The sequence below is a fragment of the Mycobacterium sp. NGS16 genome, from assembly GCF_059813225.1.
In genome coordinates this window covers 546067-567180 of the sequence record NZ_JCALEE010000002.1, presented here as the reverse complement: position 1 = coordinate 567180, position 21114 = coordinate 546067, and the positions used below count along the sequence as shown (strand labels likewise).

The window sequence follows — 21114 nt, the reverse complement described above, 5'->3', positions numbered from 1 at the left end:
CGCTTCGCCCTACGGCCACCCACGTCCAAGTATCGTGACTTTGCCGAAGTGCTCCGCGCGATGAGCACGACATGGACGGCGCAAGGACGGAGAGGACGCCGGATGCAGGGACTCGTGCTGCAGCTGACGCGAGCCGGTTTTTTGACGTTGCTGTGGCTGTTCATCTGGTCGGTGCTGCGGATACTGCGGACCGACATCTACGCGCCGACCGGCGCGGTGATGGTGCGCCGCGGCCTGTCGATCCGCGGCGTGCTGCTGCCATCGCGTCAACCACGCACCGGTGCACGCCACCTGGTGGTGACCGAGGGACCGTTGACCGGAGCCCGGATCGCGCTCGGCGATCAGCCGGTTCTGGTCGGCCGCGCCGACGATTCCACGCTGGTGCTCACCGACGACTACGCGTCCACCCGGCACGCCCGACTATCTCAACGAGGGTCGGAATGGTATGTCGAAGACCTCGGCTCGACCAACGGCACCTACCTTGACAGGGTGAAGGTGACCACAGCGGTACGGGTTCCCATCGGGACGCCGATACGAATCGGCAAGACCGCGATCGAGCTCCGCCGGTGAGCCTGGTTCTGCGGTACGCCGCCCGCAGTGACCGCGGCCTGGTGCGCTCCAACAACGAGGACTCCGTCTACGCCGGAGCCCGCCTGCTGGCCCTGGCCGACGGTATGGGCGGACATGCCGCCGGCGAAGTGGCCTCCCAGCTGGTGATCGCAGCGCTGGCCCACCTCGACGACGACGAGCCCGGTGGTGACCTGCTGGCGAAACTGGAATCCGCTGTGCAGGAAGGCAACTCGGCGATCGCGGCCTACGTCGAGGAGCATCCGGAACTTGAGGGCATGGGCACCACCCTGACCGCGATCCTGTTCGCCGGCCCGCGGCTGGGGTTGGCCCACATCGGCGACTCGCGCGGCTACCTGCTGCGCGACGGCGAACTCAGCCAGATCACCAAGGACGACACCTTCGTGCAGACCCTGGTCGACGAGGGGCGCATCACCGCCGAGGAGGCGCACAGCCATCCGCAGCGGTCCTTGATCATGCGGGCGCTGACCGGTCACGAGGTGGAGCCGACGCTGATCATGCGCGAGGCGCAGGCCGGCGACCGTTACCTGCTGTGCTCCGACGGATTGAGCGACCCGGTGAGCACCGAGACCATCCATGAGGCGCTGGAGATTCCCGACGTCAACGATGCCGCGCTGCGGTTGATCGAGTTGGCGCTGCGCGGCGGCGGACCCGACAACGTCACGGTGGTGGTGGCCGACGTCGTCGACGTCGACTACGGCCAGACCCAGCCGATCCTGGCCGGGGCGGTCTCCGACAACGACGACGACCACACCACCGTTCTCAACACCGCCGCCGGACGGGCTTCGGCGATCTCCCCGCGCAAGACCGTCGCCAAGCGGGTGCTGCCCCGGATCGAGACCCTGGCCGCACCGCCCCGGTCGCGGCGCCGCAAGATCCTCATCGCGATACTGCTGCTGGCGCTGCTGGCCGCCGCGCTGCTGATCGGGCGGGCGATCGTCCGCACCAACTATTACGTCACCGCCTACGGCGGCACCGTGGCGATCATGCGGGGCGTGCAGGGTTCGATCCTAGGGGTGCCGCTGCAGGAGCCCTACCTGCTCGGCTGCCTCGACAGCCGCGGCGATCTGGTGCAGATCAGCTTCAGCCAGTCCGGCGACAAGCTGGCCTGCCGGCTGATGACGTTGCAGGATCTGCGGTTGCCGGCCCGCCAGCAGGTCAGCAACGGCTTGCCCGCCGGCACCCTCGACGACGCGATCACCCAGCTGCGCAACCTGGCGCGGGACTCCCTGCTGCCGCCGTGCCCGGCACGTACCAGCGCGGGCAAGGCGGGCGGCAGCGGTGCGACAACCTCGCGCGCGCCGGATCCCGGCCCGGGCCCGACGGGTCCCCGGCCCGGCCCGCCGCAGCCCACCTCGGCCTCCGGGGTGCCACATCTGCCCACGCTGACCAACCTGCCGCCGGCCCCGCCCGAACCGGGAACCGACTGCCGGGCGGCCTCATGACCCGCGCCGGCGACGACGCGGAGCGGGGCGTGCGAAGCGATGAGCAGGAGCGGCGCAAATTGAGCACAGCGCCGCAGCCGCCGGTGGCGCTGACCCCGGCGCTGCCGGATCGACGCAACGCCGAACTGCTGCTGCTGTGCTTTGCGACCATGATCATCGCGGTGGCGATGCTGATCGTCGAGGCCGGCCACGAACAGGGTCTGCGTTGGGATCTGGTCGGCTATGGGGCGGCGTTTCTGGTGCTGTTCGCCTTCGCGCACCTGGTCATCCGCCGCTCGGCGCGGTACGCCGACCCGCTGCTGCTGCCGGTGGTGGCGCTGCTCAACGGCCTCGGACTGGTGATGATCCACCGCATCGATCTGGGTGCCGGGCTCGACGGCGCCGGGACCCGCCCGGGTGCCAGCGCCCAGATGCTGTGGACGCTGGTCGGGGTCATCGTGTTCGCCTTGGTCCTCGAACTGCTCAAGGACCACCGCCGGCTCGCCGGCAGCGGCTACGTCTGCGGGCTGGTGGGCCTGGTGCTGCTGGTGATCCCCGCCCTGCTGCCGGCTTCGCTCTCGGAACGACAGGGGGCCAAGATCTGGATCCGGTTGCCCGGCTTCTCGATTCAGCCCGCGGAGTTCTCCAAGATCTTGCTGCTGGTCTTCTTCGCCGCGGTGCTGGTGTCCAAACGCCAGTTGTTCACCAGCGCCGGCAAACACGTGCTGGGGATGAACCTGCCCCGCCCACGCGACCTGGCCCCGCTGCTGGCCGCCTGGGTGATCTCGGTCGGGGTGATGATCTTCGAGAAGGATCTCGGCACGTCGCTGCTGCTGTACGCCTCGTTTTTGGTGATGGTGTACCTGGCCACCCGCCGGTTCAGCTGGATGGTGATCGGGCTGCTGCTGTTCGCGTTCGGCAGCATCGCCGCCTACTTCATGTTCAGCCATGTCCGGGTGCGGGTGCAGACCTGGCTGGATCCGTTCGCCGACCCCGAGGGCGTCGGCTACCAGATGGTGCAGTCGCTGTTCAGCTTCGCCACCGGCGGCATCTTCGGCACCGGCCTGGGCAACGGCCAGCCCGGCTATGTGCCCGCGGCGTCGACGGACTTCATCATTGCCGCGTTCGGCGAGGAATTGGGTCTGGTCGGGCTGGCCGGGGTGCTGATCCTGTACACCATCGTGATCGTGCGCGGCATGCGGACGGCGATCGCGGTCCGCGACAGCTTCGGCAAACTGCTGGCCGCCGGCTTGGCCGCCACCTTGGGGATCCAGCTGTTCATCGTGGTCGGCGGCGTCACGAAGCTGATTCCGCTGACCGGGCTCACCACGCCCTGGCTGTCCTACGGCGGGTCGTCATTGCTGGCCAACTATGTGCTGCTGGCGATCGTGCTGCGTGTCTCCCACGCCGCCCGCCGGCCGCTGAGCACCCAGCCGAAGCGCACGCCCTCGATCGGCGATACCGGCACGGCGGTGATCGAGCGCGTATGAACACCTCCCTGCGCCGCGTCACGATGACCCTGATGGCGCTGATCGTGCTGCTGTTGGGCAACGCCACCCTGACCCAGGTCTTCGCCGCCGACGGGCTGCGCGCCGACCCACGCAACCAGCGGGTGCTGCTCGACGAATACTCCCGCCAGCGCGGCCAGATCACCGCCGCCGGACAACTGCTGGCCTACTCGGTCGCCACCGACGACCGGATTAAATACCAGCGCATCTATCCCGACCCCGCGGTGTACGCGCCGGTCACCGGGTTCTACTCGCTGCGCTACTCCAGCAGCGGCCTCGAGCGGGCCGAGGACACCGTGCTCAACGGGTCAGATCCGCGGCTGTTCGGGCTGCGGCTGGCCGACTTCTTCACCGGCCGCAGTCCCCGCGGTGGCACCGTGGAGACCACCATCCGGCCCCGGGTGCAGCAGGCCGGCTGGGAGGCGATGCGCAACGGCTGCGCCGGCGGCTGCCGCGGTGCGGTGGTGGCTCTCGAGCCGTCCACCGGCAAGGTCCTGGCGCTGGTCTCGGCGCCGTCGTATGACCCCAACCAGCTGTCCTCGCACGATTCGGCGCAACAGGGCCAGGCCTGGCAGCGGCTGCGCGACGACCCCCGCTCGCCGCTGACCAACCGCGCCCTCAGCGAGACCTACCCACCGGGTTCGACATTCAAGGTGATCACCACCGCGGCCGCGCTGCAGTCCGGCGTCGGCGAGAACGAGCAGCTGACCAACGCGGCGCGCATCGCCCTGCCCGACAGCACCGTCAAGCTGGAGAACTTCGGCGGCAACACCTGCGAAGGCAACGAGGCGACCGTGTCGCTGCGGGTGGCGTTCGCCCGATCCTGTAACACCGCCTTCGTCCAGCTCGGGCTGCGCACCGGGGCCGATGCCCTGCGCACCGCCGCCCAGGGGTTCGGGCTGGACATCACGCCCGAACCCATCCCGCTGCAGGTGGCCGAGTCCACTGTCGGCCCGATCCGCGATGCCGCCGCACTGGGAATGACCAGCATCGGCCAGAAGGATGTCGCGGTGACGCCGCTGAAGAATGCGGTGATCGCAGCAACGATCGCCAACGGCGGGTTGACCATGCAGCCCTACCTGGTCGAGGGGCTGGAGGGGCCGGACTTGGCCGGGATCGCGACGACGCAACCGCGCGAACAACGCCGTGCGGTGTCCTCGCAGGTCGCGGCTAAGCTTACGGAACTGATGATCGACGCCGAAAAAGTGACCCAGCAGGAGGGGGCCATCCCGGGCGTACAGATCGCGTCGAAGACCGGCACCGCCGAGCACGGTCCCGATCCGCGGAACACTCCGCCGCACGCGTGGTACATCGCTTTCGCCCCGGCCAGCGCCCCGAAGGTGGCCGTCGCCGTCGTCGTGGAGGACGGCGGCGACCGCCTGGCCGCGACCGGCGGCGCGCTGGCCGCACCGATCGGCCGGGCCGTCATCGAAGCCGCACTCCAGGGGCGATCATGAGTCCGGCGGTCGGCGCGGCGCTGGCCGGGCGCTACCGGTTGCAGCGACTCATCGCCACCGGCGGCATGGGGCAGGTGTGGGAGGCCGTCGACAATCGGCTGGGCCGCCGGGTGGCGGTCAAGGTACTCAAGCCCGAGTTCTCCTCCGACCCCGAATTCATCGAGCGGTTCCGCGCCGAGGCACGCAACACCGCCATGCTCAACCATCCGGGGATCGCCAGTGTGCACGACTACGGCGAGACCGATCTCGACGGTGAGGGCCGCACCGCATTCCTGGTGATGGAGCTGGTCAACGGCGAGCCGTTGAACTCGGTGCTCAAACGGACCGGGCGCCTGTCGCTGCGGCACGCCCTGGACATGCTGGAGCAGACCGGCCGGGCGCTGCAGGTGGCCCACAGCACCGGGCTGGTGCACCGCGACGTCAAACCGGGCAACATCATGATCACGCCCACCGGCCAGGTGAAGATCACCGACTTCGGCATCGCCAAGGCCGTCGACGCCGCGCCGGTCACCCAGACCGGCATGGTGATGGGCACCGCCCAGTACATCGCCCCCGAGCAGGCGCTCGGGCAGGACGCCACCGCGGCCAGCGATGTGTACTCCCTGGGTGTCGTCGGGTATGAAGTACTGTCCGGGCGCCGCCCGTTCACCGGTGACGGCGCGCTGACCGTCGCCATGAAGCACATCAAGGAGCCGCCCCCGCCGCTGCCGGCCGAGCTGCCGCCCAACGTGCGGGAGCTCATCGAGATCACCCTGGCCAAGAACCCGGGGATGCGCTACCGCAGCGGCGGCCCATTCGCCGACGCGGTCGCCGCGGTGCGCTCGGGCCGGCGACCGCCCCGGCCCAGCCAATCGCTGCCGCCCGGGCGGGCCGCCCCGTCGGCGATCCCGTCGACGGCCGCCACCCGGGTCGCGCCCCCGGTGTCGGCACGCGCCACCGCGGCACGACGGGCCCGGCCCGGTACCGGCAATCACCGCCCGCCCGCGCCGCGACGCGCCTTCACCGCCGGGCAGCGCGCGTTGCTGTGGGCGGCTGGGGTGCTGGGCACGCTGGCGATCATCATCGCGGTGCTGATCGTGGTCAACGCCAAGAGTCCGGGCGGCTCGCTGGCGCCGGCCACCGTCACCGACACCGGTGGACCCCCGATCGAGTCGTCGACCTCTGAGTCGCACCCCGCGGGGCCCCCCGCGCACTCCTCCGGCTGGACCTGGACCAGGAATTCACGATGACCACCCCGCAGCGGCTCTCCGACCGCTATGAACTCGGCGAGATCCTCGGCTTCGGCGGCATGTCCGAGGTGCACCGCGCGGTCGACACCCGCCTGCACCGTGACGTCGCCGTCAAGGTGCTGCGCGCCGACCTGGCCCGCGACCCGAGCTTTTATCTGCGGTTCCGGCGGGAGGCGCAGAATGCTGCCGCCCTGAACCACCCGGCGATCGTCGCGGTCTATGACACCGGCGAAGCCGAGACCCCGGCCGGTCCGCTGCCCTACATCGTGATGGAGCTCGTCGAGGGCGTCACGCTACGCGACATCGTGCACAACGACGGCCCGATGCCGCCCACCCGCGCCATCGAGGTGATCGCCGACGCCTGCCAGGCACTGAACTTCTCCCACCAGCACGGCATCATCCACCGCGACGTCAAGCCCGCCAACATCATGATCGACAAGCACAACGCGGTGAAGGTGATGGACTTCGGCATCGCCCGCGCGGTCGCCGACGCCGGCAACAGCGTCACCCAGACGGCGGCGGTGATCGGCACCGCCCAGTACCTGTCCCCCGAGCAGGCCCGCGGCGAGGGCGTCGACGCCCGCTCCGACGTGTATTCGCTGGGGTGCGTGCTGTATGAAATCCTCACCGGCGACGCACCTTTCGTCGGCGACTCGCCGGTTGCGGTGGCCTACCAGCACGTGCGTGAAGACCCGGTGCCGCCGTCGCAGCGCCTGCCCGGCCTGCCCGCCGACCTGGACGCGGTGGTGCTCAAGGCGCTGGCGAAGAACCCGGACAACCGCTACCAGACCGCCGCCGAGATGCGCGCCGACCTGGTGCGGGTGCACAACGGGGAGAAGCCCGAGGCCCCCCGGGTGCTCACCGACGCCGACCGCGCCTCGATGATGGCGGCCCGGCCGGGCGACGCCCACGCAGCGCACACCGACCCGCTGCCGCGCCAAGAACTCGACTTCGGTCAGGAGCGGCCGGGTTCGGTGGGGCGGTGGCTGGTCGCCGCGATCGTGCTGGCGGTGCTGACCGTCATCGTCACGGTGTCGATCAACAGTTTCGGCGGACGCACCCACCAGATCCAGGTTCCCGATGTGCGCGGTCGGGCGTCGGTCGACGCGATCGCCGAACTGCAGAACAAGGGCTTCAAGACCCGCACCGACCAGCGCGCCGACTCCGAGGTGCCGCCGGATCACGTGATCAGCACCGACCCGCCGGCGGGTGCCCCGGCGAACAAGGGCGACAAGATCACCGTCAACATCTCCTACGGGCCCGAGCAGCGCCAGCTGCCCGATGTGGCGTCGCTGAGCTACGCCGAGGCGGTCAAGAAGCTGACCGCTGCCGGGTTCGGCAAGTTCAAGCAGGTCAACTCGCCGTCGACCCCGGAGCTGAAGGACAAGGTGGTCGGCACCAACCCGCCGGCCAACCAGACCACCGCGGTCACCAACGAGATCGTGATCGTGATCGGCAGCGGCCCGGCCACCAAGCCGGTTCCCGACGTCACCGGCCAGACCGTGGAGTTGGCAAGTAAGAACCTGACTGTCTACGGCTTCACCAAGATCACCGAGGTGACGGTGGACAGCCCGCGTCCGGCCGGCGAGGTGATCGCCACCAGCCCGCCGACCGGGGAGACCGCGCCCGTCGATGGGGTGATCGAGCTGCGGGTGTCGCGCGGCAACCAGTTCGTCATGCCGGATCTGACCGGGATGTTCTGGACCGATGCCGAACCGCAGCTGCGCGCGTTGGGCTGGACCGGGATGCTGATCAAGGGCGCCGACGTCGACGCGGGCGGCTCTGGCCACAACCGGGTGCTCTACCAGAGCCCGGCCGCGGGCCAGGGCGTCAACACCGACGGCAATATCACCCTGCGCTTCGGCCAGTAGCTGGGTCCTACCACCGGCTCCCGCTGCGCCGGACTACGCCCCGCTTGCGATCACCGGCGTGCCCACCCGCGCGGTCTGCACCGTGGCGGCGATCTCGTCCTCCAATCGGCGCACCAGGGCCTCGTCGCACCGGTAGCCGCAGCAGTCCAGCCAGTTGGCCAGCATCCGGTGGCCGCCCTCGGTGAGGATCGACTCCGGGTGGAACTGCACCCCGTGGATGGGCAGCTCGGTGTGCCGCACCCCCATGATCACCCCGCCGCGGGTGCGCGCGGTGACTTCCAGAACGGCGGGCAGCGTCTCGGGCAGGATCGTCAACGAGTGGTAGCGGGTGGCGGTGAACGGGTCCGGCAGCCCCTTCAACACACCGGTGTCGGTGTGGAAGACGGTGCTGGTCTTGCCGTGCAGCAGCTCCGGTGCCCGGCCCACGGTGCCGCCAAAGGCGACGCCGATCGCCTGATGGCCCAAGCACACTCCCAGCACCGGGATCCGTGCCGCCGCGCACGCGCCGACCAGGGCAATCGACGCCCCGGCGCGTTCCGGGGTGCCCGGGCCGGGGCTGAGCAGGACCCCGTCGAAATCCGCGACCACCTTGTCCAGGGCGGCCGGATCGGCCAGGCGGGCGTCGTCGTTGCGCCAGACGGCAGCCTGCACGCCCAACTGGCCCAGGTACTGCACCAGGTTGAACACAAAGCTGTCGTAATTGTCGACGACCAGGATCCGCACGCTCACAGGCTACCGGGCTTCAGTAGTCGACCGGGCCGGCCGGGACGGCGTAGCGCATCCGGGCGGGCCCGGGCGTCTCGGCCACCTGCAGATCGGTGCCGACCTGTTCGCTGTAGCCCAGGCCGAACCGGATCACATACTGCTTGTACAGCGTGACCAGGGGAGCAGCGGCCAGCGCCGCCTGCATCGCAGCCGGGTCGCCGATCGCGGTGATGACATAGGGCGGGCTGTAGGTGCGGCCGCCCAGCAGCAAGGTGTTGCCGACACACCGCGGCGCCGACTCGGCGGTGATCCGCTGGTCCTGCATCTGGACCGCCTCGGCGCCGGCGCTCCACACCGCGTTGAGCACTGCGGAGATGTCCTGCTGGTGCACCACCAGATCGTCGGGGGAGGCGTCGCGGGGAAACCGGCCGTTGGCGTCGCGCTGGGCGTCGGTGAGGGTCACGACCAGGCCCGGTCCGTGCACCGCCTCCAGGCCGGCGGCCTCGGCCATCTGGTCGGTGCGGTGGCGCATCGCCGACAGCGCCGCGCCGGCCCCGCGGCCGTGCACCGATGCCACGGCGGACGCCAGACCGTCCCGTTGGTCGGTCAGCTCCGCCACGGTGGATTGGGTGGCGCGAACCAGGTCGACCAGGCGGGGCGCGTCGCCGCGGCGGATCTCCTTTCCGCCGGACACGCCGTGCGTGGCCGCCAGCAGCAACCCGGTCAGCAGGCACACCACGGGCACGCCCATGCGCCAAGGGGAGCGACGCCCGGACGGGACCTCCATCGGCTCTCCAATTCTCGGCGGGTTGCCCGGCTGGGTTAATCTCGTACCGACCTAATACTCGCAGCTTCACCGCCGCACTGTCCCGAGGTACCGATGCCCAAGTCGAAGGTTCGCAAGAAGACCAGCTTCAGCCCCTCGGCGGTGAGCCGTACCCCGGTCAAAGTCAAAGCCGGGCCGTCGAGCGTGTGGTTCGTCGCGCTGTTCCTGGGGTTGATGCTGTTCGGGCTGGTGTGGCTGATGGTGTATCAGCTGGCGGCTACCGGGCTCGACACCCCCGCGGCGCTCAACTGGATGAGTGAACTGGGTCCGTGGAACTACGCGATCGCGTTTGCTTTCATGATCGCCGGGCTGTTGCTCACGATGCGGTGGCGTTGAGCGGCCCTGGCCTCGGGTTTTGGTTATGTCGCGGGGTCGGCGATGCCAGCCGGGTAACCAAGCGGTTGCTCAATCACAACGATGTGATTTATCCCCACTGTGGACAACCCCTGTGAATAACTCCGAAATCGCAGGTCGCCTTGTCTGAGAATGGGCACCAGCAAATGGAATGGTCGCCTCCCGCCGCCGGAATCGCTGGTTGCGCGCTTGCCGGCGTGGTGTTAGCTATCAGTGCTGTGACCGTCGCCACAGACCTGCCCGGACGTGTTCTGGCCGGCATTGCCGGGGTCGGCATGCTGGTGTTTGCCGGGCTCTCCTGGCGGGCCCGACCCAAGCTGGCCTTGACCGCTCAAGGTCTGGCCCTGCGCGGCTGGTGGCGCACCCGGCTGCTGGCGCCGGGCAGCCTCACCCGGGTCCGCGTCACGGAGTTCCAGCGGATCGGGCGCACGCAGCGGCTGCTGGAGATCGAGACCAACGCCGACGAGCTGCTGATCCTGTCCCGGTGGGATCTGGGCACGGATCCGCGCGAGGTGTTCGACGCGCTGGCAGCGGCCGGCTACACCGGCCGCTGACGCAAGTTTTAGGAAACCGTCACCGATTCGATGACGACGGGCTCGGTGGGCCGGTCGGCGCGGTCGGTCGCGGTGGAGGCGATGGCGTCCACGACGCGCTGCGAGTCCGCGTCGACGACCTCACCGAAGATGGTGTGCTTGCGGTTCAGGTGCGGGGTCTGGCCGACGGTGATGAAGAACTGCGAGCCGTTGGTGCCGGGGCCGGCGTTGGCCATCGCCAGCAGGTAGGGCTTGTCGAACACCAGCTCGGGGTGGAATTCGTCCTCGAACTTGTATCCGGGCCCGCCCCGACCGGTGCCGGTCGGGTCGCCGCCCTGAATCATGAAGCCGCTGATCACCCGGTGGAACACCGCGCCGTCGTAGAACGGGCCCGACGAGCCGCCGGAGGCGTTGGTGGTCGAGTACTCCTTGGTGCCCTGGGCCAGCCCGACGAAGTTGGCGACGGTCTTGGGAGCGTGGTTGCCGAACAGCGCGATCTTGATATCGCCGCGGTTGGTGTGCAGCGTGGCGGTTGCGGTGGCAATGGGGCTGGTGGTCATGGGATCACAGTGTGCCATTCGCGGCGTAGTGGGCTGCGTCACGGGTAGCGTTGCTCTCATGCGCCTGTCGACCCAGAACCAGCTGACCCACCGCGAACGCCTGACCCGGGGCCTGGCACACACCGCCGGTGGGCCGGTCGACGTAGCCCGGGGCGCTGTCGGGCTCGGGGGGGCCGCGGTGCAGCGCGGTGCGGTCGAACTGCGCCGGCGCTACCGGGAGAGCCGGCTGGCCGACCACGTCGCCGAGGCCGCCGACGCCGCCGCGCGGGAGCTGGCCGCCGCGCAGGAGGTGGTCTCCGGGCTGCCCGACGTACTCGCGTACGGCGAGCCGCGGCGTCGGCGGCTTCGGCGTTCCTGGGTGATCGCCGGCGTCGCCGGGGCGGCGCTGCTGGCCGGTGGGGTGGTGCTGCTGGTTCGCCGCTCGAACGGGGCCGAGGAGCCGTCGCCGCGGCCGCCGAGCGTGGAGTCGCAACCCAAGATTTGACAAGCTTGTGGAGCCTAGGAGATTCGAACTCCTGACATCTGCCTTGCAAAGGCAGCGCTCTACCAACTGAGCTAAGGCCCCTGATGGGACTCGTGGGCCTAGGAGGACTCGAACCTCCGACCTCTTCGTTATCAGCGAAGCGCTCTAACCGCCTGAGCTATAGGCCCAATGTCGACTACGACCGAGCGCCGAGATTACCGCACCCGAGCCCCCCGGCCAAAATGGCCCGCGATGCCGGTCAGTCCCGGTCGGCCAGGGTCACCTCGACACCGCCGACCACGTCGGTGCTCAGGTTGTAGATCACCACGCCGAGGGTGGCCATCGCGGTCAGCACGACAACGTTGACCAGCCCGATCAAGGCGGCGCCGCCGAAGATCGAACTGCCCGAAACCAGTTCTGCGGCACTGTTGTTGGTCAACAAGTCACCGACGTTGCTGTTCAGCTTGCTCCAGACCCCCATCGCGCCGAGCAGGACGTATAGCACGGCGACGGCGATCATCCAGACGAAGAACAGCGCCGTGGACAGCAGCAGCGACACCTTCAGCGCGCTCCACGGGTCGATCCGCCGGATCTGCATGCTGGCCCGCACCGGGCCGCGCGGTCCGGCCGTGACCGGCGGGCGCCGGGCGGCCGGACGCCGATGGGCCGGTTCGGACAGATCCGGCAACTCGCTGCCGTAGGCGTCCTCCGATGCCGAAGGCTGGGCCGGTTTGGCCGACTGCTGGCCCGCCGGTTTGGCCGACTGCTGGCCGGCCGGTTTGGCGGGCTTGGCCGACGCGGGCTGCGCCGCAGCGGGCGCGGCGGTACCGGAGATGAACCGGCGCAGTCGCTCGTCAACCCCGGGGGAGTGCGCAGCGCCCGGATCGGCCGGGCGCGCCGGGTCGGCCGCCCGGGAGGGGCCCGGCTGCCGGCCCTGGCCCCCGCGCTGCCAGGGCGGTGCCTCCCCGGTCTCGGTGATCCGGCCGGGCCGGCCCGCGGGCCGCTGACCAGCGGCATCGACCGACCCGCTGGCCGGGGACTCGGCCTTACCCGGACCGTTGCCCGGGTGCCCCGGTTCCTTCGGTGCGCTCACCCACGGCTCCTTCGCTGGTGTATCCGAGCCGCCCGGCGGCTGGCTTCTGGTCGGTTCAGCTACCCGATTCCTCGTCGGTCGACTCCTCATCGGCGTTCCGCGCGATCGCTATCAGTGTGTCGCCCTCACCCAAGTTCATCAACCGAACGCCCTTGGTCTGCCGCCCGGCCTTGCGGACCTGCCGCGCCGCGGTACGGATCACCCCGCCACCGGAGGTGATCGCGTAGAGCTCACTGTCATCGTCGACGATCAGCGCCCCGACCAGCCGGCCTCGCCGGGAATCGTACTGAATGGTCAGGATGCCCTTGCCGCCGCGACCCTGCGCGGTGTACTCCTCGATCGCGGTCCGCTTGGCGAAGCCGCCGGCGGTGGCCACCAGCAGATAGGTGTTCTCCCGGACCACGTTGAGTGACAACAGCCGGTCGTCGGCGTTGAAGCGCATGCCCTGAACCCCGGAGGTGGCCCGGCCCATCGGCCGCAGCGCCTCGTCGGTCGCCGAGAACCGGATGGACTGGCCGTTGGCCGACACCAGCAGCAGGTCATCCTCGGCCGAGCACAGCACCGCACCGACCAGCTCGTCACCGTCGCGCAGGTTGATCGCGACGATGCCGCCCGACCGGTTCGAGTCGAAGTCGGTCAGCTTGGACTTCTTGACCAGCCCGTTGCGGGTGGCCAGCACCAGATACGGCGCGTCCTCGTAGCTCTTGATCTGGATGACCTGGGCGATGCGCTCCTCGGGCTGGAAGGCCAGCAGGTTCGCGACGTGCTGGCCGCGTGCGGTGCGCAACGCCTCCGGCAGGTCGTAGGCCTTGGCCCGGTACACCCGGCCCTGCGTGGTGAAGAACAGGATCCAGTCGTGGGTGGAGCAGACGAAGAAGTGCGCGACGATGTCGTCCTGCTTGAGCCCAGCACCCTGCACGCCCTTGCCGCCGCGCTTCTGGCTGCGGTACAGGTCGGTCTTGGTGCGCTTGGCGTAGCCGGTCTCCGTGATCGTGACCACGACGTCCTCGCGGGCGATCAGATCCTCGTCGCTGACTTCGCCGTCGGCGGCGATGATCCGGGTCCGCCGGTCGTCGCCGTACTTGTCGGCGATCTCGGCGAGCTCCTCGCGCACGATCGCGCGCTGCCGCTCCGGCTTGGCCAGGATGTCTTCCAGGTCGGCGATCTCGGCTTCGATCTTGGCCAGGTCGTCGATGATCTTCTGGCGTTCCAGGGCGGCCAGCCGGCGCAGCTGCATGTCCAGAATCGCTTGCGCCTGAATCTCATCGATGTCGAGCAGCTCGATCAGGCCCTGGCGCGCCACGTCGACGGTCTCCGACCGCCGGATCAGCGCGATGACCTCGTCGAGGGCGTCGAGGGCTTTGACCAGACCGCGCAAGATGTGCGCCCGCTCGTTGGCCTTGCGCAGCCGGTAGGTAGTGCGTCGCACGATCACGTCGAGCTGGTGGGCGACGTAGTGGCGGATCATCTGATCCAGCCGCAGCGTGCGCGGCACCCCGTCGACGATCGAGAGCATGTTGGCGCCGAAGCTGGTCTGCAGCTGGGTGTGCTTGTAGAGGTTGTTCAGCACCACCTTGGCCACCGCGTCGCGTTTGATCTCGACGACGATGCGCAGGCCCACCCGGTCACTGCTCTGGTCTTCGATGTTGGCGATTCCCACCAACTTTCCGTCGCGCACCTGTTCGGCGATCGACGTAATGAAGTTGTCGTGGTTCACCTGATACGGCAGCTCGGTGATGACCAGCAGGGCCCGCCCCCGCGAGTCCTCTTCGATCTCGACCACGCCGCGCATCCGGATGGAGCCGCGACCGGTCCGGTAGGCGTCGTTGATGCCCTGCGACCCGACGATCAGCCCGGAGGTGGGGAAGTCCGGGCCCTTGACCCGTTCCATCACCGCTTCCAGGGTGGCCTCTTCGTCGGCGTCGTAGTTGTCCAGGCACCAGAACACCGCCTCGGCCAACTCGCGCAGGTTGTGGGGCGGGATGTTGGTCGCCATGCCGACCGCGATGCCGCCGGAGCCGTTGGCCAGCAGGTTCGGGAACCGGCTGGGCAGCACCGTCGGCTCCTGCACCCGACCGTCGTAGTTCGGAATGAAATCGACTGTTTCCTCGTCGATTTCACGCAGCATCTCCATGGCCAACGGGGTGAGCCGCGCCTCGGTGTTGTGGCTGACGAACCCGTTGGTGATGAAGGCATGGTCCTCGGTGTCGACCCGCAGGCTGTAGACGGGTTGAACACCGGCATCGGTAACGCTGGCGACCTCGGCGTAGTAGAACCGGCCGTCGGTGAGATCGGTGGCGATCGCCGTGGCGTCGGGATCAGCACCGAAGTCTGCCAAGAACCTTGCAAGCCCGGGGACCTCGTCGACTGTGCATGTTGTGGTCGCGATCTCACCGAATCCCTTGCCAGAACCGACACAGTCGGCGCGGCGCAGCACCGCGTAGTCGCCCGGACGGACCTCTTCGACCAGCTTCCACAGCAGCGTCGGTACGCCGGCGACGTCCACCAGGCAGAGCAGCGGATGGTTGGCCGTACCGGTTACTTCGTAACCTTCGGCGGTCCGCACTGTGTACGTCTGGTGCTCACCGGAGTGGAAAAGCCGGTCTGCCACTACGGGATTTCCGTGCCGGTCAAGAACTTTCAGCTCGATCTCGGTATCGGAGTTCGGCCGTGCACCTGGCACGATATCGGCGATCCGCACCGAGCGTTCTTGGGGCAACCCGATCAAGGTATCGCCCGTCACGCAGTACCGCATCGCCGCTGGCGGGTCGTTGCCCGGCGAACCGAAGTTGCCCTGGCCGTCGACCAGCGGGTAACGCAGTGACCACGGCTGGGCCATCCGCACCAGGGTGTCGTAGATCGAGGCGTCACCGTGCGGGTGGTAGTTACCCATCGTCTCGGCAACAGAGCGCGCCGATTTCGCGTGGCTGCGGTCGGGGCGGAACCCGGAGTCGTACATCGCGTAGAGCACCCGGCGGTGCACCGGCTTGAGGCCGTCGCGCACCTCGGGCAGCGCGCGGCCCACGATCACGCTCATCGCGTAGTCGATGTAGCTGCGCTGCATCTCCTGCTGGATGTCGACCGGCTCGATCCGTTCCAGCGAGTCGTCTCCGGGTGGCAGCGTGGTGTCTGTCATCTGTTCCTCGTTCAGTCAGCTGTCGGGAAGGTCAGATACCGCTAAACGTCGCTAAACATCAAGGAAGCGAACATCTTTGGCATTGCGGGTGATGAAACTGCGCCGCGCCTCGACGTCCTCGCCCATCAGGATGGAGAACAACTCGTCGGCCGCGGCGGCGTCGTCGAGGGTCACCTGGCGCAGCACCCGCACCGACGGGTCCATCGTGGTCTCCCACAACTCCTTGGCGTCCATCTCACCGAGACCCTTGTAGCGCTGGATGCCGTCGTCCATGTTGATTTTCTTTCCGGCCGCCTTGCCCGCCTCCAGCAGGCCGTCGCGTTCCCGGTCGGAGTAGGCGAACTCCGGGTCCGAACCGCGCTGCCACTTGAGTTTGTACAGCGGCGGCTGAGCCAGAAAGACGTGTCCGTGCTCGATCAACGGCCGCATGAAACGGAACAGCAGCGTCAGCAGCAGCGTCGAGATGTGCTGGCCGTCGACGTCGGCGTCGGCCATCAGCACGATCTTGTGATAGCGCAGCTTGGCGATGTCGAACTCGTCGTGAATCCCGGTGCCCAGCGCGGTGATGATCGCCTGGACCTCGTTGTTCTTCAGCACCCGGTCGATCCGGGCCTTCTCGACGTTGATGATCTTGCCGCGCAGCGGAAGAATCGCCTGGAACATCGAGTCGCGGCCGCTCTTGGCCGAGCCGCCGGCTGAATCGCCTTCCACCACATACAGTTCGCACTTGCTGGGGTCGTTCGAGCGGCAGTCGGCCAGCTTGCCGGGCAACCCGCCCAGGTCGGTGGCGCTCTTGCGGCGCACCAAGGCCCGGGCCTTTCGTGCCGCCTCGCGCGCCTGCGCCGAGGAGACCGCCTTGTTGATGATCACCTTGGCTTCGGCGGGGTTGGCCTCGAACCAGTGTCCGAGCTGTTCGTTGCAGACCTTCTGCACGAATGACTTCACCTCGGTGTTGCCCAGTTTGGTCTTGGTCTGGCCCTCGAACTGGGGCTGGGACACCTTGACCGAGATGACGGCCGCCAGCCCCTCGCGGATGTCCTCGCCGGTGAGGTTGGGGTCCTTGTCCTTGAGCAGCTTCTTGTCTTTGGCGTACTTGTTCACCACGCTGGTCAGCGCCGAGCGGAAGCCCTCTTCGTGGGTGCCGCCCTCGGCGGTGTTGATGGTGTTGGCGAAGGTGTGCACCGACTCCGAATAGCCGCCGTTCCACTGCATCGCGATCTCGACTTCGTGGCCGGTTCCCTTGCCGTCGAAGTCCACGATCGTCGGGTGGATCGCCGTCTTGGTGCGGTTGATGTGTGCGACGAAATCACGCAGGCCGCCCGGATAGTGGAAGACCCGGTGCTTGACCTTGTGCGGTGCCTGGGCTTCGGCGGCCTTCTCCTCAGCGGACTTGGGCGCCTCGGCGGTGTCGCTGACCACCTCGTCGACGACCTCTTCGGTACGCACCCGCTCGTCGGTGAGCTCGATGGTCAGGCCCTTGTTGAGGAAGGCCATCTCCTGCAGCCGCCGGGCGACGGTCTCAAAGTCGTAGTTGGTGGTCTCGAAGATCTCCGGGTCGGCCCAGAACCGGATCGTGGTACCGGTCTTTTTGCTCTTGCCGCCCTTCTTCAAGGTCCCCGGCACCGACTTGTCGTAGGTCTGGAACCACTCGTACCCGTCGACGTGGATGTCGGCTTCCAACCGCGTCGACAGCGCGTTGACCACCGACACGCCAACGCCGTGCAGACCACCGGAGACGCTGTATGCGCCCTCTTCGAACTTTCCGCCGGCGTGCAGCACCGTCATGACGACATCCACGGTGGGGATGCCGGTGGCGTGCATCGCCACCGGGATACCGCGCCCGTCGTCGGCGACCTCGACGCCACCGTCTTCGAGAATGCGCACCGCGACCTTGGTCGCAAATCCGGCCATCGCCTCGTCGACGGCGTTGTCGACGACCTCCCAGATCAGGTGATGCAGACCGCGTTCACCGGTGGAGCCGATGTACATACCAGGTCGTTTACGGACGGCTTCGAGGCCTTCGAGAACTTTGATCGAATCGGCACCATACTGGTTTTGGGCAGCCACGGTCGGGGAGCTCTCCTCAGAGTCGCAAGCAAGCAATCGGCGCACCACATCATGGGATGCGCGGGGGATACCGGAACAGTCTACCGTGACGAACCGACGGCGGGCATTTTCTTGTGGCGTTTCCACCCATCTGATTGGGCCGTGACGCCGATATCGCGCTCAACCATGTGTCCGGCCGCTGGCCGAAGCAATTTTCGGGCTCGTAGCGCCGCTGAGCCGCGGATCGTCGGTCGCCCGTCCCGGATCAGCCGTAGGTATCGCGTGGGCCGCGGCCCGGGACGTGCAGCGGGCCCTTGCGCCACGACGGTGCCGTCGGTCCGGTGATCTTCAGTGCCGTCACCACCCCGTCGCCGACCGCGGCGGCGATCTTCGCCAGCAACTGGGCCTGCACCAACCGCAGCTGGGTGGCCCAGGCCGTTGACTCCGCCGACACGCTCAACACCCCCTCGGAGAGCCTGGTCGGTGTCGCGTGCGAGGCGATGTCCTCGCCCACGACCGCCCGCCATCGGCCCAGCACCGTGCCCTCGGCGACCTGCGCCGACCAGCCCCGCGCCTGCGCCAGGTCGCGGGTGGCGGCGCCCAGGGTCTGGGGGTCGCGGCGATCCGGCCCCGGCCCCGACCAGCTGCGGCGGCCGCCGCCGCTACCGGGCGTTCGGCGGCGCAGCGGCGCCCGGCGTCCCTGCCCGACGTCTTTGCCCTGGCTGCGTGCCGCCTCGCGGGCCTCGGCCAAGGTCCGCCGGACCAGATCCATGCCGGCCAGCCCGGCCAGGTGTGCCGGCGGATCCACCTCGGAATCGCTCATGAGCCACCCCCGTTCAGTTCGGAGACCCGGCCGTGATCGCCCTCGACTACCGCGATGCGGATCTGACGGGCCCGCCAGTCTGTCGGCACATCCTCGGCGACGGCGGCGGTGATCAGAACCTGCTCTGCCGACCCGGCGACATCGGCCAGTGCCCGCCGGCGCGCGGCGTCCAACTCGGCGAACACGTCGTCGAGCAGTAACACCGGTTCAGCGCCCTCGCTGCGCAGCAGTTGATAGGCCGCCAACCGCAGTGCCAGCGCCATCGACCACGATTCTCCGTGGCTGGCAAAGCCTTTCACCGGCCGGTCGCCAAGCCGCAGTTCCAACTCGTCGCGGTGCGGACCGACCAGACATACCCCGCGTTCCAGCTCGGCACGCCGCCGGCGACCCAACTCCGCCAAGAGCAGTTCCTGAAGTTCGGCCGCCCCGTCCTCGGCGCCGTCGCCGGTGATCTCCAGCTTGGGCCGGTAGGCGACCGCCGCGTTCCTGGTACCGGGCGCAAGCAGCTGGTAAGCCTTCTCGACCTCCGGTGCCAGCTGGTTGACCAGGTCGATCCGGGCAGCCATGAGATCGGCGCCGTGCGCGGCCAACTGCGCATCCCAGACGTCGAGGGTGTCCAACACCGACCGGTCACCACGGTGCAGCGCGGCCGGCGCGCTTTTGAGCAGTGCCGTGCGCTGCCGCAACACCTTGTCGTAGTCGGCGCGCACCGCCGCCACCCGCGGTCGGCGCACGCTGGCCAATTCGTCGAGGTAGCGGCGTCGTTCACCGGGGTCGCCGCGGACCAGCGCCAGGTCCTCCGGCGCGAACAACACCGCGCGCAGCACCCCGACGACCTCGCGGGCATGACGCACCGGAGCCCGGTTCAGCCGAACCTTGTTGGCTCGTCCCGCCGCGATCTCCAGATCCACTGCCAGTTCGCGGCCCTCGTTGACGACGATCGTGGACACCACCGCACGATCGGCGCCGGATCTGATCAGCGGGGCGTCGGTCGCCACCCGATGCGAACCGAGGGTTGACGAATACCACAGCGCCTCAACAAGATTGGTCTTCCCGTAACCGTTGGGGCCGACCAGAACCGTCGCCCCCGGTTCCAGTTCGAGGTCGACGTGCGCCCAGGACCGGAAATCGCGCAGGCCCAGGTGGCGGACATACACCGCGAATCCAACCCTCCGTCGTGGCGGCCGCGCCGGTCAGCCAGGCAGGCGAACCGGCATCAACAGGTAGACGTAGTCCGACGGTACGGCCGGGAACGGGCCGGCCCCGCTGAGCACCGGGTCCTCGGCACTGGCCGGCCGCAGCACGGCGGGCTTTTTGGGATCGGTGAATCCCATCGAGACCTTCTCGCTGTGCAGCGAGCTCAGACCGTCGGTCAGATACGTCGGGTTGAACGCAATGGTGAGCGGCTCGCCGACGAAGTCCACCGGGAGATCCTCTTCGGCCCGGCCGACATCCTCCGCGCCGGCGGACAACCGCAGGGTTCCCTCGGACAACTCCATGCGGACCTGCGCACCACGGTCGGCGACCAGGGCGACACGTTTGATCGCCTCGGTCAGCTCCGCCACCCCGATGGTCGCCACCGCCAGGTGCTCACTGGGCAGCAGCTGACGGAATTTGGGGAATTCGGCGTCCAACAGTCGGGTGGTGCTGCGTTTGCCCCCGCTGGTGATACCCAGCAAGCCTTCGCTGCCGACCGTCGGGCCCGCTCCCAGCGCCAGATGTACCTCGGTGCCGTCGCTGCTGGTTTTGGCGGCTTCGGCCAGCGTCTTGGCCGGAACCAGCACGGCAGCTTCGGTGCCCGGTGCCGCGGACCAGGTCAGTTCACGTACCGCCAGCCGGAACCGGTCTGTGGCAGCCAAAACCACAGTGTTGCCGGAGATTTCGACGCGAATGCCGGTCAACATGGGCAGCGTGTCATCGCGGCCGGCCGCCACCGCCACCTGGCCGATCGCCTCGGCGAACAGGTCCGCGGGCAACTCCCCGGTCTCCTCGGGCAGCGTGGGCAGCGTGGGATAGTCCTCCACCGTCATCGTCGGTAGCGAGAACCGGGCATTGCCGCACGTCAACGACGCCCGGGTAGCTTCCACCTGGACTTCGACCGGCTTGGCCGGAAGGGCGCGGGTGATATCCGACAGCAGCCGACCGGACACCAAAACGCTTCCGGGAGAAGCAATTTCGGCTGCCAGCTGGACCTCGGCCGATACCTCGTAATCAAAACCGGAGACGGTCAGCCCGTTGTCGGAGCCGGTCAACAGCACCCCGGCCAGCAACGGCACAGTCGGCCGGGCAGGCAGGGACTTCGCGACCCACGCCACCGCATCGGCGAAGTCGTCTCGGTCCAGGCGGAATCTCAAGTCGGTCAGACTCGCGTTCGTCGTCGCCGCGTCCATCGTGTCCTCTCGTCACCCGATATCGAGCTCTACCCCGCGGCGACCGGTGAACACCCCCACCTGCGGCCGTGCATCGCCCCCGACAAAAAGGGCGGTAGGTCACCAACC

18 protein-coding genes and 2 tRNA genes are annotated in these 21114 nt (G+C 68.6%); 9 read left to right on the top strand and 11 right to left on the bottom strand.

Annotated features, from left to right (window positions below):
• Positions 1–102 precede the first annotated feature (102 nt).
• From AC5Y4Q_RS08340 to pknB, 6 genes are read left to right on the top strand one after another with little or no spacing between them, the layout of a single operon-like run.
• Entirely contained in the window at positions 103–570 is a 468-nt protein-coding gene (locus AC5Y4Q_RS08340; protein ID WP_064921863.1) for an FHA domain-containing protein FhaB/FipA, read from the top strand.
• A complete protein-coding gene (locus AC5Y4Q_RS08335; protein ID WP_125224959.1) occupies positions 567–2033 on the top strand; it encodes a PP2C family protein-serine/threonine phosphatase in 1467 nt (488 codons plus the stop codon). Before AC5Y4Q_RS08340 ends, AC5Y4Q_RS08335 begins: the two co-directional genes overlap by 4 nt.
• A 59-nt stretch (positions 2034–2092) precedes the next feature.
• Complete coding sequence (locus AC5Y4Q_RS08330) at positions 2093–3502, top strand: FtsW/RodA/SpoVE family cell cycle protein (protein ID WP_125224964.1); 1410 nt, start codon at positions 2093–2095, stop codon at positions 3500–3502.
• Positions 3499–4977 carry a D,D-transpeptidase PbpA gene (gene pbpA / locus AC5Y4Q_RS08325; protein ID WP_064921861.1) on the top strand — a complete coding sequence of 493 codons (1479 nt, stop codon included), beginning with the start codon at positions 3499–3501 and terminating at the stop codon, positions 4975–4977. Before AC5Y4Q_RS08330 ends, pbpA begins: the two co-directional genes overlap by 4 nt.
• A complete protein-coding gene (locus tag AC5Y4Q_RS08320) occupies positions 4974–6206 on the top strand; it encodes a protein kinase domain-containing protein (protein WP_064921860.1) in 1233 nt (410 codons plus the stop codon). Before pbpA ends, AC5Y4Q_RS08320 begins: the two co-directional genes overlap by 4 nt.
• A complete protein-coding gene (gene pknB, locus AC5Y4Q_RS08315; protein ID WP_064921859.1) occupies positions 6203–8077 on the top strand; it encodes a Stk1 family PASTA domain-containing Ser/Thr kinase in 1875 nt (624 codons plus the stop codon). Before AC5Y4Q_RS08320 ends, pknB begins: the two co-directional genes overlap by 4 nt.
• Before the next feature lie 33 nt (positions 8078–8110).
• On the opposite strand, the gene AC5Y4Q_RS08310 is transcribed toward pknB, so the two are convergent.
• Positions 8111–8800, bottom strand: coding sequence for an aminodeoxychorismate/anthranilate synthase component II (locus tag AC5Y4Q_RS08310; protein ID WP_064921874.1), 690 nt, complete (start codon positions 8798–8800; stop codon positions 8111–8113).
• A gap of 19 nt (positions 8801–8819) precedes the next feature.
• Positions 8820–9569 carry a DUF881 domain-containing protein gene (locus AC5Y4Q_RS08305; RefSeq protein WP_064921858.1) on the bottom strand — a complete coding sequence of 250 codons (750 nt, stop codon included), beginning with the start codon at positions 9567–9569 and terminating at the stop codon, positions 8820–8822.
• A gap of 93 nt (positions 9570–9662) precedes the next feature.
• Between AC5Y4Q_RS08305 and crgA the strand changes: the two genes are divergently transcribed.
• Positions 9663–9944 carry a cell division protein CrgA gene (gene crgA / locus AC5Y4Q_RS08300; RefSeq protein ID WP_064921857.1) on the top strand — a complete coding sequence of 94 codons (282 nt, stop codon included), beginning with the start codon at positions 9663–9665 and terminating at the stop codon, positions 9942–9944.
• Positions 9945–10108: 164 nt separating this feature from the next.
• Positions 10109–10516 (top strand): PH domain-containing protein, encoded by a 408-nt coding sequence (locus AC5Y4Q_RS08295; protein WP_064921856.1) that lies wholly within the window; start codon positions 10109–10111, stop codon positions 10514–10516.
• Positions 10517–10524: 8 nt separating this feature from the next.
• Here AC5Y4Q_RS08295 and AC5Y4Q_RS08290 read toward each other — a convergent pair whose 3' ends face one another.
• On the bottom strand, positions 10525–11073 hold the full coding sequence (locus AC5Y4Q_RS08290) for a peptidylprolyl isomerase (RefSeq protein ID WP_499958611.1): 549 nt from the start codon (positions 11071–11073) through the stop codon (positions 10525–10527).
• 40 nt (positions 11074–11113) lie between these two features.
• Here AC5Y4Q_RS08290 and cwsA point away from each other — a divergent pair, with 40 nt between their 5' ends.
• Positions 11114–11539: a cell wall synthesis protein CwsA gene (cwsA, locus tag AC5Y4Q_RS08285; RefSeq protein ID WP_064921854.1), complete on the top strand. Its 426-nt coding sequence runs from the start codon at positions 11114–11116 to the stop codon at positions 11537–11539.
• Positions 11540–11547: 8 nt separating this feature from the next.
• Here cwsA and AC5Y4Q_RS08280 read toward each other — a convergent pair.
• From AC5Y4Q_RS08280 to dnaN, 8 genes are all read right to left on the bottom strand, one after another.
• Positions 11548–11620 (bottom strand) — tRNA-Ala (locus AC5Y4Q_RS08280).
• 12 nt (positions 11621–11632) lie between these two features.
• Positions 11633–11706: transfer RNA gene (locus tag AC5Y4Q_RS08275), tRNA-Ile, on the bottom strand.
• Between the two features lie 71 nt (positions 11707–11777).
• The gene (locus tag AC5Y4Q_RS08270; protein ID WP_064919993.1) at positions 11778–12611 is read right to left on the bottom strand and encodes a DUF3566 domain-containing protein; all 834 of its coding nucleotides are present in this window, start codon (positions 12609–12611) and stop codon (positions 11778–11780) included.
• Positions 12612–12666: 55 nt separating this feature from the next.
• Complete coding sequence (gene gyrA / locus AC5Y4Q_RS08265; RefSeq protein ID WP_064919994.1) at positions 12667–15747, bottom strand: intein-containing DNA gyrase subunit A; 3081 nt, start codon at positions 15745–15747, stop codon at positions 12667–12669.
• 51 nt (positions 15748–15798) lie between these two features.
• The gene (gene gyrB / locus AC5Y4Q_RS08260; protein ID WP_064919995.1) at positions 15799–17814 is read right to left on the bottom strand and encodes a DNA topoisomerase (ATP-hydrolyzing) subunit B; all 2016 of its coding nucleotides are present in this window, start codon (positions 17812–17814) and stop codon (positions 15799–15801) included.
• 244 nt (positions 17815–18058) lie between these two features.
• Positions 18059–18616, bottom strand: a complete 558-nt coding sequence (locus AC5Y4Q_RS08255) for a DUF721 family protein (protein WP_064919996.1) — start codon at positions 18614–18616, stop codon at positions 18059–18061.
• Positions 18613–19773: a DNA replication/repair protein RecF gene (gene recF / locus AC5Y4Q_RS08250; RefSeq protein WP_064919997.1), complete on the bottom strand. Its 1161-nt coding sequence runs from the start codon at positions 19771–19773 to the stop codon at positions 18613–18615. Before recF ends, AC5Y4Q_RS08255 begins: the two co-directional genes overlap by 4 nt.
• Positions 19774–19809: 36 nt before the next feature.
• A complete protein-coding gene (dnaN, locus tag AC5Y4Q_RS08245) occupies positions 19810–21006 on the bottom strand; it encodes a DNA polymerase III subunit beta (RefSeq protein WP_064919998.1) in 1197 nt (398 codons plus the stop codon).
• Between the last annotated feature and the right edge of the window lie 108 nt (positions 21007–21114).

Bases quoted from the DNA above. Each gene is read 5' to 3' on its own strand.
- AC5Y4Q_RS08340 (WP_064921863.1), top strand. From the start codon at position 103: ATGCAGGGACTCGTGCTGCAGCTGACGCGAGCCGGTTTTTTGACGTTG.
- pbpA (WP_064921861.1), top strand. From the start codon at position 3,499: ATGAACACCTCCCTGCGCCGCGTCACGATGACCCTGATGGCGCTGATC.
- AC5Y4Q_RS08320 (WP_064921860.1), top strand. From the start codon at position 4,974: ATGAGTCCGGCGGTCGGCGCGGCGCTGGCCGGGCGCTACCGGTTGCAG.
- pknB (WP_064921859.1), top strand. From the start codon at position 6,203: ATGACCACCCCGCAGCGGCTCTCCGACCGCTATGAACTCGGCGAGATC.
- AC5Y4Q_RS08305 (WP_064921858.1), bottom strand. From the start codon at position 9,569: ATGGAGGTCCCGTCCGGGCGTCGCTCCCCTTGGCGCATGGGCGTGCCC.
- crgA (WP_064921857.1), top strand. From the start codon at position 9,663: ATGCCCAAGTCGAAGGTTCGCAAGAAGACCAGCTTCAGCCCCTCGGCG.
- AC5Y4Q_RS08295 (WP_064921856.1), top strand. From the start codon at position 10,109: ATGGAATGGTCGCCTCCCGCCGCCGGAATCGCTGGTTGCGCGCTTGCC.
- AC5Y4Q_RS08290 (WP_499958611.1), bottom strand. From the start codon at position 11,073: ATGGCACACTGTGATCCCATGACCACCAGCCCCATTGCCACCGCAACC.
- cwsA (WP_064921854.1), top strand. From the start codon at position 11,114: ATGCGCCTGTCGACCCAGAACCAGCTGACCCACCGCGAACGCCTGACC.
- gyrA (WP_064919994.1), bottom strand. From the start codon at position 15,747: ATGACAGACACCACGCTGCCACCCGGAGACGACTCGCTGGAACGGATC.
- AC5Y4Q_RS08255 (WP_064919996.1), bottom strand. From the start codon at position 18,616: ATGAGCGATTCCGAGGTGGATCCGCCGGCACACCTGGCCGGGCTGGCC.
- dnaN (WP_064919998.1), bottom strand. From the start codon at position 21,006: ATGGACGCGGCGACGACGAACGCGAGTCTGACCGACTTGAGATTCCGC.